Source organism: Streptomyces sp. SudanB52_2052 (assembly GCF_964272415.1).
Lineage (GTDB): Bacteria > Actinomycetota > Actinomycetes > Streptomycetales > Streptomycetaceae > Streptomyces > Streptomyces olindensis.
Map to the genome: position 1 here is coordinate 5,985,460 of NZ_OZ186796.1, position 21,651 is coordinate 6,007,110.

20 protein-coding genes are annotated in these 21,651 nt (G+C 71.7%); 5 read left to right on the forward strand and 15 right to left on the reverse strand.

The window, feature by feature from the left end; translation table 11 throughout:
• Positions 1 to 18: 18 nt before the first annotated feature.
• Together ACSUPV_RS26780 and pepN are read right to left on the reverse strand one after the other, a co-directional pair.
• A complete protein-coding gene (locus ACSUPV_RS26780; protein ID WP_359795091.1) occupies positions 19 to 1,056 on the reverse strand; it encodes a hypothetical protein in 1,038 nt (345 codons plus the stop codon).
• 195 nt (positions 1,057 to 1,251) lie between these two features.
• The gene (gene pepN / locus ACSUPV_RS26785) at positions 1,252 to 3,831 is read right to left on the reverse strand and encodes an aminopeptidase N (RefSeq protein WP_037769718.1); all 2,580 of its coding nucleotides are present in this window, start codon (positions 3,829 to 3,831) and stop codon (positions 1,252 to 1,254) included.
• A gap of 137 nt (positions 3,832 to 3,968) precedes the next feature.
• Here pepN and ACSUPV_RS26790 point away from each other — a divergent pair, with 137 nt between their 5' ends.
• Entirely contained in the window at positions 3,969 to 4,607 is a 639-nt protein-coding gene (locus tag ACSUPV_RS26790) for a mycothiol-dependent nitroreductase Rv2466c family protein (RefSeq protein ID WP_031120772.1), read from the forward strand.
• Positions 4,608 to 4,610: 3 nt separating this feature from the next.
• Here ACSUPV_RS26790 and ACSUPV_RS26795 read toward each other — a convergent pair whose 3' ends face one another.
• From ACSUPV_RS26795 to ACSUPV_RS26840, 10 genes are read right to left on the reverse strand one after another with little or no spacing between them, the layout of a single operon-like run.
• Positions 4,611 to 4,838 (reverse strand): hypothetical protein, encoded by a 228-nt coding sequence (locus tag ACSUPV_RS26795; protein ID WP_436948722.1) that lies wholly within the window; start codon positions 4,836 to 4,838, stop codon positions 4,611 to 4,613.
• Positions 4,838 to 5,878, reverse strand: a complete 1,041-nt coding sequence (locus tag ACSUPV_RS26800; protein WP_037769715.1) for a glycerophosphodiester phosphodiesterase family protein — start codon at positions 5,876 to 5,878, stop codon at positions 4,838 to 4,840. Before ACSUPV_RS26800 ends, ACSUPV_RS26795 begins: the two co-directional genes overlap by 1 nt.
• Before the next feature lie 53 nt (positions 5,879 to 5,931).
• The gene (locus ACSUPV_RS26805; protein WP_436948723.1) at positions 5,932 to 7,356 is read right to left on the reverse strand and encodes an FGGY family carbohydrate kinase; all 1,425 of its coding nucleotides are present in this window, start codon (positions 7,354 to 7,356) and stop codon (positions 5,932 to 5,934) included.
• A gap of 19 nt (positions 7,357 to 7,375) precedes the next feature.
• Positions 7,376 to 8,407, reverse strand: a complete 1,032-nt coding sequence (locus ACSUPV_RS26810; RefSeq protein ID WP_031120767.1) for a 2-hydroxyacid dehydrogenase — start codon at positions 8,405 to 8,407, stop codon at positions 7,376 to 7,378.
• Positions 8,404 to 9,498, reverse strand: a complete 1,095-nt coding sequence (locus ACSUPV_RS26815) for an ABC transporter ATP-binding protein (protein ID WP_031120766.1) — start codon at positions 9,496 to 9,498, stop codon at positions 8,404 to 8,406. Before ACSUPV_RS26815 ends, ACSUPV_RS26810 begins: the two co-directional genes overlap by 4 nt.
• Positions 9,470 to 10,300 carry a DeoR/GlpR family DNA-binding transcription regulator gene (locus ACSUPV_RS26820; protein WP_037769709.1) on the reverse strand — a complete coding sequence of 277 codons (831 nt, stop codon included), beginning with the start codon at positions 10,298 to 10,300 and terminating at the stop codon, positions 9,470 to 9,472. Before ACSUPV_RS26820 ends, ACSUPV_RS26815 begins: the two co-directional genes overlap by 29 nt.
• Positions 10,297 to 11,388, reverse strand: a complete 1,092-nt coding sequence (locus ACSUPV_RS26825; protein ID WP_436948726.1) for an ABC transporter ATP-binding protein — start codon at positions 11,386 to 11,388, stop codon at positions 10,297 to 10,299. Before ACSUPV_RS26825 ends, ACSUPV_RS26820 begins: the two co-directional genes overlap by 4 nt.
• The gene (locus tag ACSUPV_RS26830; RefSeq protein WP_031120762.1) at positions 11,385 to 12,209 is read right to left on the reverse strand and encodes a carbohydrate ABC transporter permease; all 825 of its coding nucleotides are present in this window, start codon (positions 12,207 to 12,209) and stop codon (positions 11,385 to 11,387) included. Before ACSUPV_RS26830 ends, ACSUPV_RS26825 begins: the two co-directional genes overlap by 4 nt.
• A complete protein-coding gene (locus tag ACSUPV_RS26835) occupies positions 12,206 to 13,084 on the reverse strand; it encodes a carbohydrate ABC transporter permease (RefSeq protein ID WP_031120761.1) in 879 nt (292 codons plus the stop codon). Before ACSUPV_RS26835 ends, ACSUPV_RS26830 begins: the two co-directional genes overlap by 4 nt.
• A gap of 2 nt (positions 13,085 to 13,086) precedes the next feature.
• Complete coding sequence (locus ACSUPV_RS26840) at positions 13,087 to 14,508, reverse strand: ABC transporter substrate-binding protein (protein WP_436948727.1); 1,422 nt, start codon at positions 14,506 to 14,508, stop codon at positions 13,087 to 13,089.
• 156 nt (positions 14,509 to 14,664) lie between these two features.
• On the opposite strand from ACSUPV_RS26840, the gene ACSUPV_RS26845 reads away from it, so the two are divergent.
• From ACSUPV_RS26845 to ACSUPV_RS26855, 3 genes are read left to right on the forward strand one after another with little or no spacing between them, the layout of a single operon-like run.
• Positions 14,665 to 16,146, forward strand: a complete 1,482-nt coding sequence (locus tag ACSUPV_RS26845) for an FGGY-family carbohydrate kinase (protein ID WP_382617334.1) — start codon at positions 14,665 to 14,667, stop codon at positions 16,144 to 16,146.
• A complete protein-coding gene (locus ACSUPV_RS26850) occupies positions 16,143 to 16,766 on the forward strand; it encodes a histidine phosphatase family protein (protein ID WP_031120758.1) in 624 nt (207 codons plus the stop codon). Before ACSUPV_RS26845 ends, ACSUPV_RS26850 begins: the two co-directional genes overlap by 4 nt.
• A gap of 12 nt (positions 16,767 to 16,778) precedes the next feature.
• On the forward strand, positions 16,779 to 17,555 hold the full coding sequence (locus ACSUPV_RS26855; protein ID WP_031120757.1) for an SAM-dependent methyltransferase: 777 nt from the start codon (positions 16,779 to 16,781) through the stop codon (positions 17,553 to 17,555).
• Between the two features lie 156 nt (positions 17,556 to 17,711).
• On the opposite strand, the gene ACSUPV_RS26860 is transcribed toward ACSUPV_RS26855, so the two are convergent.
• Positions 17,712 to 18,359, reverse strand: a complete 648-nt coding sequence (locus ACSUPV_RS26860) for a superoxide dismutase (protein ID WP_031120756.1) — start codon at positions 18,357 to 18,359, stop codon at positions 17,712 to 17,714.
• Between the two features lie 136 nt (positions 18,360 to 18,495).
• On the reverse strand, positions 18,496 to 19,878 hold the full coding sequence (locus ACSUPV_RS26865) for an amino acid permease (protein ID WP_382617332.1): 1,383 nt from the start codon (positions 19,876 to 19,878) through the stop codon (positions 18,496 to 18,498).
• Between the two features lie 403 nt (positions 19,879 to 20,281).
• Here ACSUPV_RS26865 and ACSUPV_RS26870 point away from each other — a divergent pair, with 403 nt between their 5' ends.
• On the forward strand, positions 20,282 to 20,863 hold the full coding sequence (locus ACSUPV_RS26870; RefSeq protein ID WP_031120753.1) for a biotin transporter BioY: 582 nt from the start codon (positions 20,282 to 20,284) through the stop codon (positions 20,861 to 20,863).
• 60 nt (positions 20,864 to 20,923) lie between these two features.
• Here the strand turns inward: ACSUPV_RS26870 and ACSUPV_RS26875 are convergent, their stop codons facing one another.
• A complete protein-coding gene (locus ACSUPV_RS26875; RefSeq protein ID WP_037867771.1) occupies positions 20,924 to 21,649 on the reverse strand; it encodes an LPXTG cell wall anchor domain-containing protein in 726 nt (241 codons plus the stop codon).
• Positions 21,650 to 21,651 lie beyond the last annotated feature (2 nt).

Genomic DNA, 21,651 nt, shown 5'->3' on the forward strand with positions numbered 1-21,651 from the left:
CCCTGCCCCGGTCCGTCACTACCGGGGCAGGGCCACGACGTACGCGGCCGGCTCGCGGTCGGCCGACGCCATCAACGCCGTGCGCACCACCGTCGCCTGCTGCTCCGGCGAGTCGCGGAGCTTGCGCGGCGTGATGTGGACGACCGTGATGCCGAGCCGCTCCAGGTGCTCGCGCTTGCGGGCGTACTCCGACCACAGGGCGTTGTCGTCCTGCCGGGGCGCCCGCGTGTCCAGCTCCACCGCCACCGCATGGTCGGGCCAGTACGCGTCCAGGCCGCCGAGGTAGGGGCCGCCGGGCAGACGCAGGTCGACGTTCCAGACCGGGTCGGGCAGGCCGAACTCGCGGACCATCCGGTACAGGCGGTCCTCCGCGATCGCCCGGCCCTCGGCCAGCAGGGACTCCACCGCGTCCACCACGTGCGGACGGCTCAGCAGCCGCGCCTGATTCAGCTCGCGGACCACCGCCGACGCGTCGCAGTGGGCGCCGCGCACCGCCTCCGTCATCAGGCGGCGCACGACGTCGGCGTCCGAGAGGCCCGCCACGGCGTCGGCCAGCGCGCGGGCGGCCGGTGCCACCGGCAGGCCGGCGACCTGCACGGGGGCGGGCAGCGCGGCGCTGCGGACGATGCGCGCGCAGCCCGTCGAGCGCAGCCGCCGCAGGCGCGGGACCAGGACGTCGATGGCGTCCAGGGAGGGCAGCGGGGGAGTGGAGGAGAAGCCGTGCAGCGTCAGCGCCGCCAGGCCCGTGATCATCGCCTCCGGGTGGGCGGGGGCGGGCGGCCGGCCCGCGCCGGGCTGGGCGGGCACGCCGCCGCGCTCCCGCGCCGCGTACATCAGCACCGCGTACAGCCGCTCCTCGCTGGTCGGCGGGCCCGGGTGGAGCAGGACCACGCCCGGGAGGAGCTGCTGCCAGGGCCCGCCGGGGCGGCACTGCTCGTTCGTCTCGGCCGTCGACACGCCGTGCGAGCGGAGCTGGGCCGTCGTCATCACGCGGGGGCGGCCACGGCCGGACAGGTCGTGCAGGGGGCGGGGGGAGAGCGGGGTGTTGTGGGTCATGCCCCGCAATTTCCCGTGCCCGGGCCGCCCTTGAACCGCTGTTACAGCTCCGTCGACACATACGGACAACACGGCCCTAAAGGACGGATGTTCGGATGCCGAAAGCCCCTGGTCCGTTCGGGTGCGGACCAGAGGTTACGGCTCCCGGCGCACGCGTCTTGTAACGAAGGCGGAACGCCGGATCTTAGGCCAAAGCTACTGGTCAGCGGCCTCGTCGCACGCCTGTCCACGCAACGCCCGTGCCAGATCGTCCCGGGCCTCCAGCACCAGCCGGCGCAGCGCCGGGGCGGCCTCCTGGTGGCTCTCCAGCCAGGCGTCCGTGGCGTCCAGCGTGTCCCGGGACTGCTGGAGCGACGGGAACAGGCCCTGCACCACGTGCATCGCGATCTGGATCGACCGCTCGGACCACACCCGCTCGATCGCCGCGAAGTACTTCTCCGCGTACGGCGCGATCAGCTCCCGCTGCGAGCCCTGGGAGAAGCCCGCGATGGTCGCCTCCACCATGGCGTTGGACAACGCGTCCGACTCCACGACCTGCGCCCACGCCTGCGCCTTGACCGCCTCCGACGGGCGGGCGGCCAGACAGCGCACCTGGTGGCGCTTGCCGGAGGCCGTGTCGTCCCGGGCCAGCTCCTCGGCCAGCGCCCTCTCGTCCACGGTCCCGTGCGCGGCGAGCGGCTCCAGGAACACCCACCGCAGCTCCTGGTCCAGCTCCAGTCCCTCGACCGTCGCCGTGCCCTCCAGCAGCTCCCGCAGCAGCGTGAAGTCGGCGTCGGCGGTGGCCGTCCGGGCGAAGAAGCGCGCCCAGGCCAGCTGGTGCTCGCTGCCGGCCTCGGCCGCGTACAGCTCACGCCGCGCGCCCTCGGCGAGCAGCGCGGCGGTGGCCTCGCGCCGGGCGGGCGCCGCGTAGTGCGTGACCGCCGACTCGGCCCACGCCTGCAGCATCTGCACCACGCCGATCTCGGACTCGCGCCCCGCGAACCGCAGCACCAGTTCCACGAAGTCCCGCGCCGGGAGCAGGGCGTCCCGCGTCATGTTCCACAGCGCCGACCAGCACAGGGCGCGCGCCAGGGGATCGGTGACCGACCCCAGGTGTTCGCGCAGCGTGGCCAACGACGTCGCGTCGAAGCGGATCTTGCAGTACGTCAGGTCGTCGTCGTTGACCAGGACCAGATCGGGGGCGTCGGCACCGGCCAGGTCCGCCACGACCGTCCGCGCTCCCTCGACGTCGGTCTCCACGCGCGCGTACCGCTCGACCGCCCCGCCGGCCGCCACCCGGTACAGGCCCACCGCCACCCGGTGCGGGCGCAGTTCCGGATGGGACTCGGCCGCCTCCTGCACGACCGCCAGCTCCTCGACGCGGCCGTCCGCGTCCAGCAGCACCTGCGGCGTCAGCGAGTTCACCCCCGCCGTCTGCAGCCAGGACCGCGACCACGCGCCCATGTCCCGGCCGCTGGTCTCCTCCAGCACCGACAGCAGGTCACCGAGGCGCGTGTTGCCGTAGGCGTGCCGCTTGAAGTAGCGCCGGGCGCCCTCCAGGAACGCGTCCTCGCCGACGTACGCCACGAGCTGCTTGAGCACCGACGCGCCCTTGGCGTACGTGATGCCGTCGAAGTTCAGCTTGGCGTCCTGGAGGTCGCGGATGTCCGCCGTGATCGGGTGCGTGGACGGCAGCTGGTCCGCGCGGTACGCCCAGGCCTTGCGGCGGTTGGCGAAGGTGACCCAGCCGTTCTTGAAGCGGGTCGCGCCGACCAGCGAGAACTCGCCCATGAAGTCCGCGAACGACTCCTTCAGCCACAGGTCGTCCCACCACTCCATGGTGACCAGGTCGCCGAACCACATGTGCGCCATCTCGTGCAGCACGACGTTGGCCCGGCCCTCGTAGGACGCCTGCGTCACCTTCCCGCGGAAGATGAACTCCTCCCGGAACGTCACCAGCCCCGGGTTCTCCATCGCGCCCAGGTTGTACTCGGGCACGAACGCCTGGTCGTACTTCCCGAACGGGTACGGGTAGTCGAAGTGGTCGTGGAAGAAGTCCAGGCCCTGCTTGGTGACCAGAAAGACGTCGTCGGCGTCGAAGTAGGGCGCGAGGCCCTTGCGGCACAGGGCGCCGAGGGGGATCTCCAGTGTGGTGCCGTCGGCGAACGTGCGGGAGTACGAGTCCGTCACGTAGTGGTACGGCCCGGCCACCACGCACGTGATGTACGTCGAGATCGGCTTGGTCTCGGCGAACCGCCATACCCCGTCCGTCTGCTCGCCCGCCCCGTTGCTCCACACCGTCCAGCCCTCCGGGGCCCGCACCTCGAACCGGTACGGCGCCTTGAGGTCGGGCTGCTCGAAGTTCGCGAAGACGCGGCGGGAGTCGGCCGGCTCGTACTGCGTGTACAGGTACACCTCGCCGTCCTCCGGGTCGACGAAGCGGTGCAGGCCCTCGCCGGTCCGGGAGTAGGCGCACCGGGCATCGACCACCAGCTCGTTGTCCGCGGCCAGGTCCTCCAGGGTGATCCGGGAGCCGTCGAAGACCTCACCGGGGTCCAGATCACGGCCGTTGAGTGAGACGGCCGTCACACTCGGCGCGATGAGGTCGGCGAAGCTGCTCGCACCGGGCTCGTTGCAGCGGAAGCGGATCGTGGTGACCGAGCGGAACGTACGGGGCCCGTCGCCCGCGTCCTCGCCGACCGCGGACCGCAGGTCGAGGGACACCTCGTACCCGTCGACGCGCAGCAGGGCGGCCCGCTCCCGGGCTTCGTCGCGGGACAGATTCTCACCGGGCACGGGCGGCACTCCTCAAGCGTCGTGGGATACGGCTGAACAGCACCGATCCTGCCACGTGCCCCTGACGCGGGGCAGTCGGGAATGACGGCGGCGAACTGCGGTGTTCCCGGAGAAACGGTTTCCTCATGAGGAGAGACATGTCGGACAAGACACCCGTCGACTTCTGGTTCGACCCGCTGTGCCCCTGGGCGTGGATGACCTCCCGTTGGGTGCTGGAGGTGGAGAAGGTCAGGGACATCCAGGTCCGCTGGCATGTCATGAGCCTCGCCGTCCTCAACGAGGACAAGCTGGACGAGCTGCCCGAGGAGTACCGCGAGCTGCTGGAGACCAAGGCGTGGGGCCCCGTCCGGGTCGTCATAGCCGCGCAGCAGGAGCACGGCGCCGAGGTGCTCGGCGACCTCTACACCGCGCTCGGCACCCGCATCCACAACCAGGAGGAGGGGCCCGGCAAGGAGACGGTCGCCGCCGCCCTGAAGGACGTCGGCCTGCCCGAGTCCCTCATGGAGCACTGGGACGGCACCCGCTACGAGCCCGAGCTGCGCGCCTCCCACAAGGAGGGCATCGACAAGGTCGGCCAGGAGGTCGGCACCCCCGTCATCGCCGTGCCCGGCGCCGACGGCGAGCAGCTCGCCTTCTTCGGCCCGGTCGTCACCCCGGCCCCCAAGGGCGAGGAGGCCGCCCGCCTCTGGGACGGCACCCTCGCCGTGGCCTCGGTGCCCGGCTTCTACGAGATCAAGCGCACCCGCACCAAGGGCCCGGACTTCTCCAACCTGTAGGACTCACTCCGCGGGGGAGGCCTGGATCCGGAGTTCCTCCGGGAGCAGGCCGTCCTCGCCCCGGTTGAGGTACCGCTGGTACCACCGGCAGCCGACGGCGGTGCAGCGCCAGTAGTCGTCCACGAAGTGACCGTCCCCCTTCTCCGCCCGGACGGCCGCGCGCTCGACCGCGTTGAAGATCCGGAACTCCTGCATGGTGCCGCAGGTCCGGCACGCCCGGCTCACCGTCATCAGCCCCTCCTCGCCATCACCGCCAGGTCCGGGAAGTCGGTCACGACCGCGTCGACCCCCATGTCGTAGTACAGCGCGTACTCCGCGAACGCGTCCCCGAAATCGTTCGCTCCGCTCCCGCGCCGGAACCGCTCCGGCAGGAACTGGTTCTCCGCGCGGAAGGTGTACGGCCCGATCCGCAGCCCCGCCGCGTGCGCGTCCGCGACGAGGGACGTGCCGACGAGCGAGGACTTGTCCGGCCCGATCCAGTCCGCGTACTCCGCGATCTCCGCCAGCCCCGCCGGAGTCATCATCTCTTTGTAGGTCGTCCCGGGCAGGTCGTACGGCCCGCCCGTCGTCCCCAGCGCCTGCCACAGCGGCACGCCCAGCCGCTCGGCGGCGATCCGCCGCAGGCTCGTCGGCTCGAAGGACTGCACGACGCACTCGCGCCGCCCGAGCCGGTTGCGGCGGATGACGGAGGCCAGCTTCGGTTCCAACGGCAGGCCGATCGAACGGAAGTACGTGGGGTGCTTGGTCTCCGGGAACACGGCGATCGTCCGGCCGTGCGTCCGCGACAGCCGCCGCGCCAGGTCCACGACCTCCTGGAAGGTCATGATCTGCTCGCGCCCGTCGAAGACGGTGTTGCGGTTGCGGACCGCCGGCAGCCGCTCCACCGCCCGCAGCGTCTTCAGCTCGGCCAGCGTGAAGTCCTCCGTGAACCAGCCGGTGACCGACCGGCCGTCGACCGTCTTCGTCGTACGGCGGTCCCCGAACTCCGGCCGGCGTGCCACGTCGGTCGTCTGGGAGATCTCGTTCTCGTGCCGGACCACCAGCACGTGGTCCTTCGTGGGCACCAGGTCCGGTTCGATCCAGTCGGCGCCCGTCTGCACGGCGTACGTGTACGAGGCCGCCGTGTGCTCCGGGCGCCAGCCGGCCGCGCCCCGGTGGCCGATGACCACCGGGCCGCCCGTGCGGGGTGCGGCCGCCGCCGGGGCCGCCGTGGCCGCCGTGGCGGTGCCCGCGGCCGCCGCGAGCAGGAGGGATCTCCGTCCGAGCTGCATACAACTCCCCTTTGTCGATGACGCCGATGACGCCGATGACGGCGATGACGGGTTCAAGCGCGGGCCCGGGCCCGCGCCTGCGTCAGCCGGGTCAGGTGCTCCTCGTAGCCCCGCGTGTAGAACGCGGCCCGGCCCGGGTCCGGTTCGACGACCGCGGTCGGCTCCGTCCACGCCTTCGCGTCCAGCCCGATCCCGTACCGTTCGGCCGCCGCCAGCACCGCTCCCCGCGCGCCCACCTCGCCCTCGACGACCCGCAGGGGCCGCCCGAGCACGTCGGCCAGCAGCCGCATCCAGGCGGGGCTGCGGGTGCCGCCGCCGCACACCGCCAGGTCCCCGGTCAGCCCCGCCGCCTCCAGGCAGTGCCGGGCGGCGTACCCGATGCCCTCGCAGGTGGCGCGGACCAGATCGCCCCGGGTCGACTCCAGGGAGACGCCGGTGAGTTCGGCCCGCAGCCGGGGCTCGACGAAAGGGGCGCGTTCGCCGGAGGGCGCGAAGTACGGCAGGACACGGACGCCGTTCGCGCCCGGCGGGGTCCCGGCCAGCAGGCCGTCCACCTCGTCGTGCCGCACGCCCGTCGTGGACAGCACCCAGTCCAGCGCGGCCGTGCCGACCATCGCGGGCATGGCGCGCAGCCAGTACCCGTGCCGGTCGGTGGAGATGTACAGGCCCGCCGGCTCACCGGTCAGGTCCAGCTCGGTCGTGGCGACCAGGCTGGCCAGACAGGTGCCGACGATCAGCAGACCGTCGCCCGGGGACGTCACCCCGGCGCCCAGCGCGCAGGCCGGCAGATCGTAGGGGCCGTTGGCGATCCGGGTGCCGGACGGCAGACCCTCGCCACGAGCCTCGGCCGTCGCGACCGGGTCGCTGACCGGGGCGAGCAGCCCTCGGCGGTGGGTGAGGCCCAGCAGCTCGACGACCCGGTTGTCGTACGTCCGTGTCCGCGGGTCCAGGAACGGCATCGACGCGTCCGACACATCCGTCGTCGGACCCGCTCCCGTCAGCCGGTGGAATACCACGTCCTTGCAGTACAGGGCGGCCTTCGCGGCGTCCAGCGCCTGCGGTTCGCGGCTGTCCAGCCAGGCCAGCAGCGGACCCGGGCAGCCCGGGAACATCGCGCTGCCGGTCCGCCGGAACACCGTCTCGAAGGTGCCGTCCGCCAGCCACCGGTCGACCAGTTCGTGCGCCCGGCCGTCCATCCAGGAGGCGGCGGGGCGCACCGGCCGGCCCTTGCCGTCCACCAGCCACACGCCGTCGCCCTGCCCGGTGAGGCCCGCGAGCTCCACCGGTTCCGCCACGGCGGAGGTCAGCGCGTCGAGCACCCCGACGACCGCCCCGTAGACCTCCTCCATGTCCTGCTCGACGAACCCGCCGTGCAGCGACAGACCCACCGGGCGTGATTCCACGGCCAGTTGCCGGCCCGTGTCGTCGAAGGCCGCCGCCTTGACCATGGACGTGCCCACATCGATACCGACGTACATGCGGCTCTCCTCCGGGTCCTCAGGTCAGACAGTGCGCGAGCGGCTCTCCCCGCACCCAGCGGCCCACCTCTTCGGCGGCGATCCGTGCCGCCTTCTCGGCGACCGCGCGGGACGCACCGCCCAAGTGAGGCGTGAGCACGACGCGTTCGGCGAATCCCCGCAGCCGTGACTCCTCCGGCAGCGGCTCCTGCTCGTAGGTGTCGAGGGCCGCGGCCGAGACCTGACCGCTCTCCAGGGCGTCGCACAGCGCGGTCTCGTCCAGCAGCGGGCCCCGGGCCACGTTCACCACCACCGCGCCCCGCGGCAGCAGCGCCAGCTCCCGGGCGCCGATCAGACCCCGGGTCTCGGGGGTGAGACGGGCGTGCAGGGTGATCACCTGGGAGCCGCGCAGGAGTTCGTCGAGGGACGTGACGCGCAGGCCGTGGATCTCGCCGTGCACATAGGGGTCGTAGACCATCACCCGCGCGCCGAAGGCGCACAGCACGCGCGCGACCCGGCTGCCGACGGCCCCGTACCCGACCAGCCCGACGGGCAGGTCCTCCAGCTCGTAGCCGCTCCGCTCGTACGTGTAGTACGTCGCGCCCTCCCAGCTGCCGTGCCGGGCGAGCGGCTCGTGGGCCTGGGGGATGCGGCGCAGCGCGGCCAGCATCAGGCCGAGGGTGAACTCGGCGGTGGCGGCCGCGTTGCGGCCGGGCGCGAAGCACACCCGCACGTCCCGCTGCTTGGCCGCGTCCAGGTTGACGTTCACGGGCCCGCCCCGGCACACCACGACCAGCTTCAGGTCGGGGCAGGCGGCCAGCACCTTCTCGGTGACCGGCCCCATCTGCGTGACCAGCACCTCCGCCCCGGCCAGCACCTCGATCATCCGGTCCTCGGCGTCACTGGCCTCCTGCACCTCGGCGACCGGCCCGAACGGCTCCAGCGGCCAGCCGAGTTCCAGTTCCGTCACCTCGGCCCGCTCCACCTCGTGCCGCACCGCCCGCGTGATGAGCGACGGCAGGACGAAGTGGTCACCGGCGGCCACCACACGCACGCTGTTCTCGGAGGTCATCGCAGGGAGTCTCCTGTCTCGGCGTCGAAGACATGGGTGTGTTCGGGGTCCGCGGCGACCCGGACCCGGTCGTCGTGGGCGAGCCGGACCTCGGGGTCGGTGAGGACGACCAGATGCCGTTCGACCCCGTCCAGGGCGAGGGTCGCCAGCCCCGACTCCAGCAGGGGTTCGTGGGCGACGACCCGGGCGGGCAGCCCGCCCTCGGCGGTGAGCCGGACGTCCTCCGGGCGGATGCCGACCACCACCTCACGGCCCCGCTCCACCGGCACGGGCAGCGCGATCCGCACCGCGTCGGAGAGACGGGCGTGACCGTCGCCGTCGGCGATGCCGGGCAGCAGCGTGATCGCGGGCTCGCCGACGAAGTCCGCGACGAAGACGTTGGCCGGGCTGTCGTAGATCTCGTAGGGCGTGCCGAGCTGCTGGATGACACCGTCCTTCATCACGGCGATCCGGTCGGCGAGGGAGAGGGCCTCCTCCTGGTCGTGGGTGACCAGGATCGTGGTGTGGCCGAGGTCCTTCTGGATGCGCTTGAGTTCACGGCGGGTGGTGTCGCGCTGGGCCGCGTCCAGGTGGGACAGCGGCTCGTCCAGGAGCAGGACGTCCGGCTCCCGGATCAGGGCCCGAGCCAGGGAGACGCGTTGCTTCTGACCGCTGGACAGCCCGGCCGGGCGGGCGTCGAGGAGGTCGGTCAGGCCGACCCGTTCGGCGATGTCCTTCACCTTGCGCTCGATGTCACCGCTGGAACCGCGGGCGGCCCCCCGCCGGGCCTTCAGCCCGAACGCCAGGTTCTCCGCGACCGACAGCGGCGGATACAGCGCGTAGTTCTCGAACGCCACCCCGATGTTCCGCTGCTGCGCGGGCCGTTCGACGACCGACGCCCCGCCGACCAGGATGTCCCCGCCGGTGACGGACTCCAGCCCGGCGATCATGCGCAAGGTGGTCGACTTGCCGCACCCGGAGGGGCCGAGCAGCCCGAGCAGTTCCCCGGACCGCAAGGTCAGATCGATCCCCCGGACGGCGTCCACGGAAGGCCGCCCACGCGACCGGTAGGTCTTCCGCAGCTCACGTAGCTCCAGTCCCGTACCCGTCATGGCTGCCCTTCGTCGCGCAAACCTCGTAACGGACCTTGTGCTCGTCCAGGTCCCGCAGTGCCTCCGCCGACGCCCCGTCGTCCACGAGGACCGTGTCGAAGCGGGACAGCGGGACGACCCGGTGCAGGGCGACCCGGCCGAGCTTGGTGTGGTCGATCAGCAGGACGTTCCGTGCCGCCGCGTCGAGCATCGCCCGCTTCACGGACACGATGTGCTGTTCCTGGTGGTAGGCGTAACCCCCGTGCACGGCCGACGTCGACGCGAAGCACACGTCCACCCGCAGCTGCTCGACCGCCTCCACGCAGGACACCCCGAGGAACGAGGAGTGCAGCGGGTCGTAGTCGCCGCCGAGGGCCATCAGGTGGATGCCCCTCTGGTCGGCGAGCAGGTTGATCGCCTCCAGGAAGTTGGTGACGACCGTCAGCGGTGTCACCTCGCCGGTGCGCAGCCGCCTGGCTATCTCCAGGGTCGACGTGGAGTCGTCCAGCAGGATCGCCATGCCGGGTTCCACCATCCGCAGCGCCCGCTCGGCGACCGCGGCCTTCTCGGCCCGCATGGTCTTCAGCCGGTACTGCACGTTCGACTCGAAGACCCCCGACGGCTGCGCGGTCACCCCGCCCCGGAACTTCCGTACGATGCCCTGCCGTTCGAGCTCGTCCAGGTCCCGGTGGATGGTCATCAGGCTCACCCCGAACCGCTCGGCCAGCTCCGCCGCCGTCGCCGAACCGTCGGCCAGCACCCGCTCGGCCATGGCGGCCTGCCGCGCCGCGGGCCCCTGCTGTCCACCACTGCTGCTGCTCATGGCTGTGTCTCTATCCGTCGTCCCGGTCGTTCCGGCCGGTCGGCCTCGAACAGCAGCAGGTTCTCAGGCCGGACCACGAGCCGTACCGGATCGTCCGGACGAAGGCGCGCCGCGTCGGCCCGGGGCGCCACGAGCGACACCCGCTGCTCCCCGGTCCCGAGGCGGACGGTGACCTCGACGGACCGGCCGAGCACCTCGGTGACGTACACGGTCCCGGTCAGCTCGTGTCCGTCTCCGCCGTGCAGGGCGATGTCCCGGGGACGCAGGCCGACGAGGACGTCCGTGCCCGGCGCGACCGGCGCGCGGACCGGCAGTTCGACCCCGCCCTCCGACCGCACCCCGCGCTCGGTCACCACCCCCGGCAGCAGGTTGATCCGGGGCCGGCCGAAGGCCCGCGCGACCTCCGTGTCGTGCGGCCGGTACCAGATCTCCTCCCGCGTGCCCGTCTGCACGATCCGCCCCTCCCTGATCACCCCGATCCGGTCGCCGAGCGCCAGCGCCTCCACCGAGTCGTGGGTGACGTACAGCGTGGTGGTGTGCTGCACGGCCCCGATGGCCTTCAGTTCGGCCCGCATCTGCTGGCGGAGCTTGGCGTCGAGGTGGGACAGCGGCTCGTCGAGCAGGAAGGCCCGGGCGGGCCGCACCAGCACCCGGCCGAGGGCGACGCGCTGCCGCTGCCCGTTGGACAGCTGGCCCACGGGCCGGTCCAGCAGCCCGGAGATCCCCAGCAGCTCGGCGATCGCGCCGATGCGCTGCCGGGCCTCGGCGGCGGGCAGCCGGTGCCGGGGCGAGCGCAGCGGCGACGCGAGGTTGTCGTAGGCCGAGCGGTGCGGGTAGAGGGCGTAGCTCTCGAAGCACATCGCCACGCCCCGGTCGTACGGCTCGACGCCCCGCATGTCCTCGCCGCCGAGCGCGACCGTGCCCGAGTCGGGCTGTTCGAGTCCGGCGACGGTCTTCAGGGTGGTGGTCTTGCCCGCGCCGGACGGCCCGAGCAGGCAGAAGAACTCGCCCTCGCGCACCTCCAGTTCGAGTTCGTCGAGGGCGACGGTCTTCCCGTACGTCTTCCGTATCCCGCTGAGCCGGATCATGACTTCACCGCCCCGAAGGACAGGCCCCGCACCAGGTACCGCTGGATCGTCAGCGCCAGCAGCAGCGGCGGGACGACGGACACCAGCGCGGCGGCGGCCGTGAGGTTGTACTTGGGCCGGTCCCCGCCGAGGAAGGACAGGGCGCCCACGGTCACCGTCTGGGCCTCGTTGGAGGTGAGGATCAGCGGGAAGACGAAGTTGTTCCAGGCGAAGATGAACGCCAGCAGGGACACGGCCGCGATGCCCGGCTTGACCAGCGGCAGGGCCACCTTGAAGAAGGCCTGCTTACGGGTGTAGCCGTCCAGCAGGGCCGCCTGCTCCAGCTCGGGGGTGAGGTCCGCGAAGTAGGACCGCATGATCCACACGATCAGCGGCAGCGTCACCAGTTGCAGCACCCACACCATGCCGACGTACGTGTCGAACAGCCCGAGCTTCTGGTACAGCACGAACAGCGGGATGATCACGGTCAGTTCGGGTGCGAAGCGGAACGACAGCAGCGTGAACATCAGGTTCTCCGAGCCCTTGAACCGCCACCGGGCCGAGGCGTACGCCGCCGGCAGGCCCACCACCAGCGACAGCACGACCGCCCCCACCGACACCACCAGGCTGTTGACGAAGAACCGCACGAACGGGATGCCCTCGCTGTCGCCGAGGACCGTCCGGTAGCCGTCGAGGGTGGGGGAGAAGGAGAAGTAGGTGGAGAACAGCTGGTCCGCCGGCTTCAGCGACAGGATCACCATCCAGGCGATCGGGAACAGCGCGAAGAGGAAGTAGAGGACGAGAGCGGCGTCGCACAGCCACCCCACCAGGTGTTTCCTCATGTGGTCACCTCCGCGGCCTTCCGCTGGATCTTCCCCAGGTGCTTCACCAGCACCATCGCGGCCAGGTACACCACGGCCCACAGCACGATCGTGTAGGAGATCCCGAAGGAGTACCGCTGGAAGCGGATGGCCTCCAGGTACGCCCGGATCTGGAGCACGACGGTCGAGTCGCCCGGCCCGCCCTCGGTGAGGGCGTAGATGATGTCGAACACCTTCAGCGAGTCCATGAACCGGAAGATCACCGCGACCAGCACGTACGGCCACAGCATCGGCAGGGTCAGTCGGCGGAAGGTGTACCACCACCCCGCGCCGTCCACGGCCGCCGCCTCGAACGGGGAGGCGGGCAGCGACCGCAGACCGGCCAGGGCGAGGATCGCCACGAACGGCGTGTACACCCACACATCCACGGCGATCGACGACAGCAGGGCACCCGTCGGGGTGTCGGTCCACTGCACCCCGCCCAGCCCGAACGGCCTGAGCAGGTAGTTCACAACCCCCACCGACGGCTGGAGCATCAGCTTCCAGATGATCGCCGCGATCACCGGCGCGATCATCAGCGGCAGGATCAGGATCTTCTCCAGGACCCGGCCGACGAGCGTCGAGCGGTGCAGCAGCAGGGCGACGGCCACGCCGAGCACGGTCTCCGCGAGCGCGGCCCCGACCGCGTACAGCACGGTCACCCACGCCGAGTTCCAGAACGCCTCCTGGGTGAAGACGGTCGTGTAGTTCTCGAACCGCACCATGTCCGGCTGCGGTTTGCTTGCCGAGAAGTCGAACAGCGTGTAGTACAGCCCGAGCCCGAAGGGGTACAGGATCCCGCAGGTCAGCAGTAGGGCCGGGACGATCAGGAGGTACGGGCGCAGCGCGAGCCGCATCGCTAGCCCACCTTGCCGGCGAGGTCGTCCGCCAGCCCGTCCAGCACCGACCGCGCGCCCTTGCCGCCGTAGATCTCCTGGAGGGCCGCCGCCCAGCTGGTCGTCGCGTCGAAGAACTGCGCCTGCGGGGTGAACTGGATCTTCGTCTGGTCGACGACCGTCTCGAAGGTCTCCAGGAAGCCCGGCAGGTGCCGCATCTTGTCCTTGTAGGCGGCGTCCTCGGCGACGGACTTGCGCACCGGGTCGATGTGGTTGTGCGTGATCGCGCTCTTCCGCAGGTGCTCCTTGCCGGTCGCCCACTGCAGGAACAGCCAACTGGCGCTCTTCTTCTTGCTCTTGGCGTTCATGCCGAGCGACCAGATCCACATGTTGGTGGCGAGGGAGCCGTCCGGTCCCTTGGGGCCGGGGTGGAAGGCGATCTTCCCGGAGGCGGGGCTCGCTCCCTTCACCGCCTGGAAGTAGGCGGCGGTGTCGGCGTCGAACAGCATCCCGGCCTTCTTCGCGCCGAGGTCGCTGGAGCACTGGTACCAGGTGTACGAGGTCCAGGACGGCGGCCCGCCCCGCTTGACCATGCGCGCCCAGTCCTCGGTGAAGGCGACGGCCTCGGGGCTGTTCATCGCGGGCGTGAGCTTCCCGCCGTCGACCGTGAAGTCCTTCAGGCCGTTGCGGGCGTACATCGTCATGAAGCCCGGGTGGATGGTGGCCCAGCTCCGCGAGCCGCGTACGGCGATCCCGTACATGCCGTCGAAGCCCGCGCCCGGCGCCTTCCGCCTGATGGTGGCGGCCAGTTCGGTCAGCTCGTCGAAGGACTCGGCCGGTTTCAGGCCGAGCTTGCCGAACACCTCGGTGTTGTAGGCGACGACGTTGGTCTCCCAGCCCCAGGGCAGCGCGTACTGCCCGCCCTGGCCCAGCGGCGCGCCTGCCTTCAGGGACCACTGGTCGGCCTGGAGGAGGTTCGGGAAGAAGTCCGCCTGGTCCCACTCGGCGCCCGTCGCCGCGGAGTTGCGCATCCAGGGCCCCAGGTCCTCCAGCCAGCCCGGCGGCCCGTACTGCCACACCATGTACGCGCCGAGCATGAAGACGTCGTAGGAGGCACGCCCGCTGGACAGGTCGACGGTGAGCTTGTCGAAGTAGTTGTCCTCGGGGAACACGTCGTACTCGACCTTGATGCCGGTCCGCGCGGTGAAGGACTTCAGGTCGGCGATGAGGGCGTCCGTGTACGGGTGCTTGTTGAGCAGCGCCTTGACGGTCGTGCCCTTCTCCCGCTTCCAGTCGAAGGAGCCGGTGATGTCGTCGGCGGCGGACCCGTCGCCCTTGCTGTCGTTCCCGCCGAAACCGGCACCGCAGGCCGTGAGCAGCGGAGCGGCTGCGGCCCCGGCGGCGAGGGCGAGGAAGCGCCGGCGGTCGTGCACGTGCGTGTCCATCCGTACCTCCGCGTGGAGCCTGGTTAACACGTCGAGTCGACTCGTTAACAGAGGGTGGAACGGCTGAAGTTGGGCGTCAATCCCTCGCGCACGGGAAAATATCGGGGCACAGTGAGAAGTTCACAGATCCGGCTGCGACGGCGTGGGAGGTTCCGGATGGTGAACAACGGCGCGGACGAGGGTGCGGGCTGGCTGGGGATCGACCTGGGCACGCAGAGCGTCCGCGCGCTGTTCGTCACCGCCGACGGCACGGTCCTCGGCAGCGGCTCGGCCCCGCTGTCCGGGCGGCGCGAGGGAGTGCGGCACGAGCAGGACCCGGTGCGGTGGTGGCGGGCGCTGTGCACGGCGTCCCGGACCGCCCTCGGCTCCGCGCCCCCCGGTACGCCGGTCGGCGGACTCGCGGTGTGCGGCACCTCCGGCACGGTGCTGCTGACGGACGGCTCGGGCCGCCCCGTGAGCCCCGCCCTGATGTACGACGACGGGCGCGCGAAGGCGGAGGCGGCCCGGGCGCGGGAAGCCGGGCTCGCGGTCCAGGACACCTGGGCGCTGCCGAAGGCGCTGTGGCTGCTGGCGGAGTACGGCCCCGGCCTCCGGCTCGCCCACCAGCCCGACCTCGTCGTCACCCGCCTCATCGGCGCACCGCCCCCCGCCGACTCCAGCCACGCCCTCAAGACGGGCTACGACCAGGACCACGACACCTGGCCGGAGGCCGCCCTGGCCCGACTGGGCGTCCCCGACGGCCTGTTGCCCGACGTCGTACGCCCGGGCACCCGCCTGGGCGAGGTCGGCCCGGCCGCCGCCGACGCCACCGGCATTCCCGCCGGCACGCCGGTGCTGGCCGGGATGACCGACGGCTGCGCGGCCCAGATCGCCTCGGGCGCGCTGCGCCCCGGCTCCTGGAACTCGGTGCTCGGCACCACGCTCGTGCTGAAGGGAGCGGCCCGCGATCCGGTCCGGGATCCCACCGGCGTCGTCTACAACCACCGCGCCCCCGACGGCACGTGGCTGCCCGGCGGAGCCTCCAGCGTCGGGGCGGGGGCGCTCGCGGCGCACTTCCCGGACGCCGACCCCGCAGCGATGGACGAGCGGGCCCGGGCCTTCGAGCCGTCGGGCGCGGTCGCCTACCCCCTGGTCTCACCGGGGGAGCGGTTCCCGTTCCGGGCCCCGGAGGCCACGCCCCTGCTCCTCGGCGACCCCGCGGACGACGCCGACCGGTGGGCCGCACTGCTCCAGGGCGTCGGCTTCGCGGAACGCCTGTGCCTGGACTACCTCCACCACCTCGGCGCACCCCTCGGCGGCCCCCTCACCTTCACGGGCGGCGGCGCGCGCAGCCCCTACTGGAACCAGCTGCGCGCCGACATCCTCGGCCGCCCGGCCCGCGTCCCCGAACAGACCGAACCCGCGCTGGGGATGGCCGCGCTGGCCGCCTACGGGGTGTCGGGCGCCGAGGCGCTGGCGGACGTCGCCGAGCGCATGGTCCGCGTCCGGACCGTCGTCGAACCCCGCCCCGACCGCACGGCGGCCTTCGCCGAGCCGTACGCCCTCCTCCTCGACGCCCTCGGGGAACGCGGCTGGCTGCCCGCCCCGGTCGCCGACCACGCCCGGACCCGCCTGCACCTGGACACTGGGGAGTCATGACCACCACCCTGCTGCTGGCCCGCCACGGACAGACCGTCTGGCACGCCGAGAACCGCTACGCCGGGGTCAGCGACATCGCCCTCACCGACACCGGCCGCGCCCAGGCCGAGGCCCTCGGACGGTGGGCCGCCGCCCACCCCGTCGACGCGATCTGGACGTCCCCGCTGTCCCGGGCCGTCGCCACCGCCGAGCCCGCCTGCCGCGCCCTGGGCCTCACCCCGCAGCGCGAACCGGGCCTGCGCGAATGCGACTTCGGCGTGGTCGAGGGCCGCACGCTCGCCGAGTTCGCGACGGAGGACCCGGAGTGGGCCGCGGCCTACCGGGCCGACCCGGTGGCGCACTCCTTCCCCGGCGCCGAGGACCCGACGGCGGCAGCGTCCCGGGGCGTCCGCGCGCTGCGCGACATCGCCGCCGCCCACCCCGGCGGGCGCGTCCTGGTCGTCGCCCACAACACCCTGCTGCGCCTGGTGCTGTGCACCCTGCTGTCGATCCCGACCCGGGAGTACCGCAGAGTGCTCCCACGGTTGCGGAACGCGGCGATCAGCGAACTGCGCATGAAATCCGACGGTTCCGCCGCACTCCTCTCACTCAATGTGCCGTGCGACCCGGACCTGCCGTAGCACTATGGGCCCATGACGCAGATCGACACGTCGGTGCCGCACTCGGCCCGGATCTGGAACTACTGGCTGGGCGGCAAGGACAACTACCCGGTGGACGAGGCGGCCGGTGACGCCTACACCGCCGTCTTCCCCGGCATCGTCACCATTGCCCGCAGCAGCCGCGCCTTCCTCGGCCGCAGCATCCGCCACCTCGTGCAGGAGGCGGGCGTACGGCAGTTCCTCGACGTCGGCACGGGCCTGCCCACCGTCGACAACACCCACGAGGTCGCCCAGCGGCTCGCCCCCGAGTCGCGGATCGTCTACGTCGACAACGACCCGCTGGTCCTCGCCCACGCCCGCGCCCTGCTCACCTCCACCCCGGAGGGCGCGACGGCGTACGAGCCCATCAGCCTGTACGAGCCCGAGGAGATCCTCGCGGCCGCCGGGAAGACCCTCGACCTCAGTCGCCCCACCGCCCTGATCCTCAGCGGCATCCTGGGCCACGTGGCCGACTACGAGCAGGCCCGTGACCTGGTCCGCCGCCTGATGGCCGGCCTGCCGTCCGGAAGCTACCTCTCCCTCAACGAGGGCTCCCGCGGCACCGACCCGGCCTACGAGCAGGCGCAGGACGCCTACAACGAGACGGGCGCCGTGCCGTACTTCCTGCGGCCGGTGGAGCAGATCGAGGCGTTCTTCGAAGGCCTGGAACTGGTGGAGCCCGGCGTGGTCTCGGTCCCGCTGTGGCACCCCGAGCCGGGCGGCCCGACGGAACCGATCGGCCAGCACGGAGGGCTGGGCCGCAAGCCCTGACCGCCCCCGCGCACGGGAAACCCCCGCGAGTCACTCCCCCAAGCTCTTCGAGCAGGGGGACCCCCACTCGCGGGGGTTTCCTTCTTTCCGCCTGCCGTACGTGAAGGGTGAGAAGACGATCACGAGGCAGGACGCTTCACGGGAGGCCTCAGGGCCTCAGGGGGCGAGCAGCAGCACGTCCGCCCGGGACTTGGCGGCCTCGTACCGCCGGGCGACGTCCTGCCAGTTGACGACCTGCCACATCGCCTCGATGAAGTCCACCTTCTGGTTGCGGTACTGCAGGTAGAAGGCGTGCTCCCAGGCGTCGAAGACCAGGATCGGGGTGGCGGCCTGGCCCACGTTGCCCTGGTGGTCGTAGACCTGCTCCACGATCAGACGGCCGCTCAGCGGCTCGTAGGCGAGCACGCCCCAGCCCGAACCCTGCGTGGTCGCGGCGGCCTTGGACAGCTGCGCCTTGAAGTGGGCGAAGGAGCCGAAGGACTCGGTGATCGCGTCGGCCAGCTCGCCCACGCCGTCCTGCGCCAGCGGCTCCCCGCCGCCGTCCTTCGGGCCGGTCATGTTCTGCCAGTAGATGCTGTGCAGGATGTGCCCGGAGAGGTGGAAGGCCAGGTTCTTCTCCAGCCCGTTGATCGACCCCCACGACTCCTTGTCCCGCGCCTCCGCGAGCTGCTCCAGCGTGTCGTTGGCGCCTTTCACATAGGCCGCGTGGTGCTTGTCGTGGTGCAGCTCGATGATCTCCGGGCTGATCACGGGGGCGAGCGCGGAGTAGTCGTACGGCAGCTCGGGCAGCGTGTAGACGGGCATGGGCGGGTTCCCCTCCGAACCTCTTATTGCAACTGTATTGCAACTGCACGCTAGCAGCAAGAAAGCGGAGACGGGTGCCCGGGGAACGCGAAAAGGCCCCCGCGTGTCTCGCGGGGGCCTTTCACACATCGGAGTCCTACTGCCGGGCGCGCGCCTTCTGCCAGGCGAAACCGACCGCCGCCAGAGCCAGCGTCATCCCGCCCGTCGAGTACAACTGCACCCGCGTGTCCGGCTCCCGGGCCATCAGGACGAACACGGCGGCCATGCCGGCCAGCGCCACCCACGTCAGCCACGGGAACGCCCACATCCGCACGACCAGCTTCCCGGGCTCCTCGCGCTCCAGCCGGCGCCGCAGCCTAAGCTGCGACACGGCGATGAAGATCCAGACGACCAGGATCACCGCGCCGATCATGTTCAGCAGCCAGGGGAAGACGTCGTTCGGCCGCCAGTAGCTCAGCAGCACGCACAGGAACCCGAAGACGGAGGACGCCAGGACGGCGATCCGCGGCACCCCGCCCGAGACCCGGCCCAGCCCCTTCGGGCCCTGGCCGCGCTCCACCAGCGAGTAGGCGATGCGCGAGGCGCCGTAGATGTTGGCGTTCATCGCGGACAGCAGGGCCACCAGCACGACCACGTTCATCAGCTGGCCGGCACCCGGGATGCCGAGCTCGTCCAGGGCGGCGACGTACGGGCCCTTCTCGACGACCTCCTTCGAGTCCCACGGCACCAGCGTGACGATGACCGCCATCGAGCCGACGTAGAACAGCGCGATGCGCCACATCGCCGTACGGACCGCGCTCGCCACGCCCCGCACCGGGTTCTCCGACTCGGCCGCCGCGATGGTGACCGTCTCCAGGCCGCCGTAGGCGAAGACCGACGCGAGCAGACCGATGACCAGGCCCTCGCCGCCGTTCGGCAGGAAGTCCGTGAGGTGGCTCGCGCCCGGCGAGTCCGTGCCCGGCAGGACGCCGAGGATCGCCAGGACACCGAGCGCCAGGAACAGGGTGATCGCGCCGACCTTCAGGGCCGCGAACCAGAACTCGAACTCGCCGAAGTTCTTCACCGCCGCGAGGTTCGTGCCGCAGAACACGACCATGAACAGCGCCACCCACGCCCACTCCGGCGTGCCCGGCAGCCAGCCGCTCATGATCTTCGCGGCACCGATGCCCTCCAGGCCGACGGCCGTGCAGAGCAGCACCCAGAAGGCCCAGCCGGCGGTGAACCCGGCCCAGGGGCCGATCGCGCGCTCCGCGTGCGCCGAGAACGAGCCCGACGACGGATACGCGGCCGACATCTCGCCGAGCATGCGCATCACCAGCATCACGAGGAGACCGGAGAGGGCGTAGGCGACCACGATCGACGGACCGGCCGCGGCGATCCCCGCGCCGGAGCCGACGAACAGACCGGCGCCGATCACTCCGCCGAGGGCGATCATCGACAGGTGACGCTGCTTCAGGCCGTGGGACAGGGAGACGCCGTCCGAGCCGGTCGGCGTCTCTTGGGTGGTGCTGCTGGGCATGGGCGCGGCTCGTCCAATGCGTGAGAGGCGTGAGAGGGCAAAAACGCCGCCAGTCTCGGCGGTCCCCGCGCCCGGGAGGGACGGCTGTCCAGCATGCGGACGCGCGGAGCGCAGCCCGTGAGGCCCCGGGGACGGAGGGTGGGCACCCGGCGCGGACGCCGTGCGGCACCCCGCCTGGAGGCATTTGGCGAAACCCTACAGTCCGCCTGCCCGCCCACGGCGTGAGCGAAGCCTCCCTGCCTCCGTGACCGGCGTCACGCCGTACTCGGTGTAACCCCCACTCTTTGTCCGGAGCCGACCAAGGGGGTGTTCGCGCCTTTGTCGAGCGCTGACGGTGAACCGGGCGAGCGCGCTGGGATAGCGTCACCGTGTCCCGACCGGCCCTCACCCTCGCGGAGTCCCCATGAGCACCGCTGCCGCCACTCCCGTACGCACCGGACAGGTCCTCGCCGACCTGCTCCCCGCCTCCCGTGTGAGGGACGTGGCCCTCGTGCTCGGCGGTGCCGCCCTCACCGGCCTCGCCGCCCAGATCTCGGTCCCCGTGCCGGGCTCCCCGGTGCCGGTGACCGGCCAGACCTTCGCCGCGCTGCTCGTCGGCACGTCCCTCGGCGCCGGCCGCGGCTTCCTCGCGCTGGCGCTGTACGCGCTGGCGGGCATCGCCGGTGTGCCGTGGTTCGCGGGCGCCTCCTCCGGCGTCGCCCCCTCCTTCGGCTACATCCTCGGCATGATCCTCGCCTCGACCGTCGTGGGCGCCCTGGCCCGCCGCGGCGCCGACCGCTCGGTGTGGCGCATGGCCGGCACGATGCTCGTGGGCGAGGCGATCATCTACGCGATCGGCGTGCCCTACCTGGCGCTCGCCACCGGCATGTCCGCCACCGCCGCGATCGCGGCCGGCCTCACGCCGTTCCTGATCGGCGACGCGCTGAAGGCGGCGCTGGCGATGGGCGTACTGCCGTCGGCCTGGAAGTTCGTCAACAAGCGCTAGCCGCCCGGGTTCTCGACGAGAGGCCCGCCGGGATCCCTCCCCGGCGGGCCTCTCGCGCGTTCAGCCCTCCTGCGGAGCCGGCCGCCGCCGCTGCGACCACCACAGTCCGGCCGCGCCCGCCGCGAGCAGCGACGCGCCGACCGCGCCCAGCGGCAGCACATCACGGGCCGGACCGGTCTTCGGCAGCTCCTTGCCGCCCGGACCCGCCGGCTTGTTGTCGGTGCCGAGCAGCAGGGGAGTGGCGGGAGCGTTCGGCGACGGGTTCGTGGTGCCGAACGGCACCGGGCCCTGCTGCCAGAACGTCTTCTTCCCGTCGCCCGTCTGGACGGGCAGACAGATCTTCCCGGCCTTCTGCAGGTCGTACGTCGCGTCGACCGCGTACGAATTCGACGCACCGGCCGCGAGATTGTCGATCGGACAGGTGAAACCGCTGTTCGAACCCTCCGGAAGATTGTTCTCGGGTATCGGCGAACAGCCCTGGACGTTCTTGACCGTGAGCCCGTCGAAACCGACGACCCAAAGCCTGATCTTCCCGCTGTCCTTGCTTCCCTCGTTCTTCACCGTGGCGGTAATCGCCGTCTTTTCGGAACCGTTGTCGACCGAGATCTTCTCCGGCAGCAACGTCGTCAGCCGCACTCCCGCCGGCGCCTCGTCAACGGCCTTTCCTCCCTTGCCGCTCGCCGGGCCTTCGTCTTCCGCGGCGGCGGTGCCGGACAGCAGCACCACCGCCGAGAAAGATGCCACGACCAGCGATCCCGCGACCCCCGTCGTACGACGAGAACTCATGT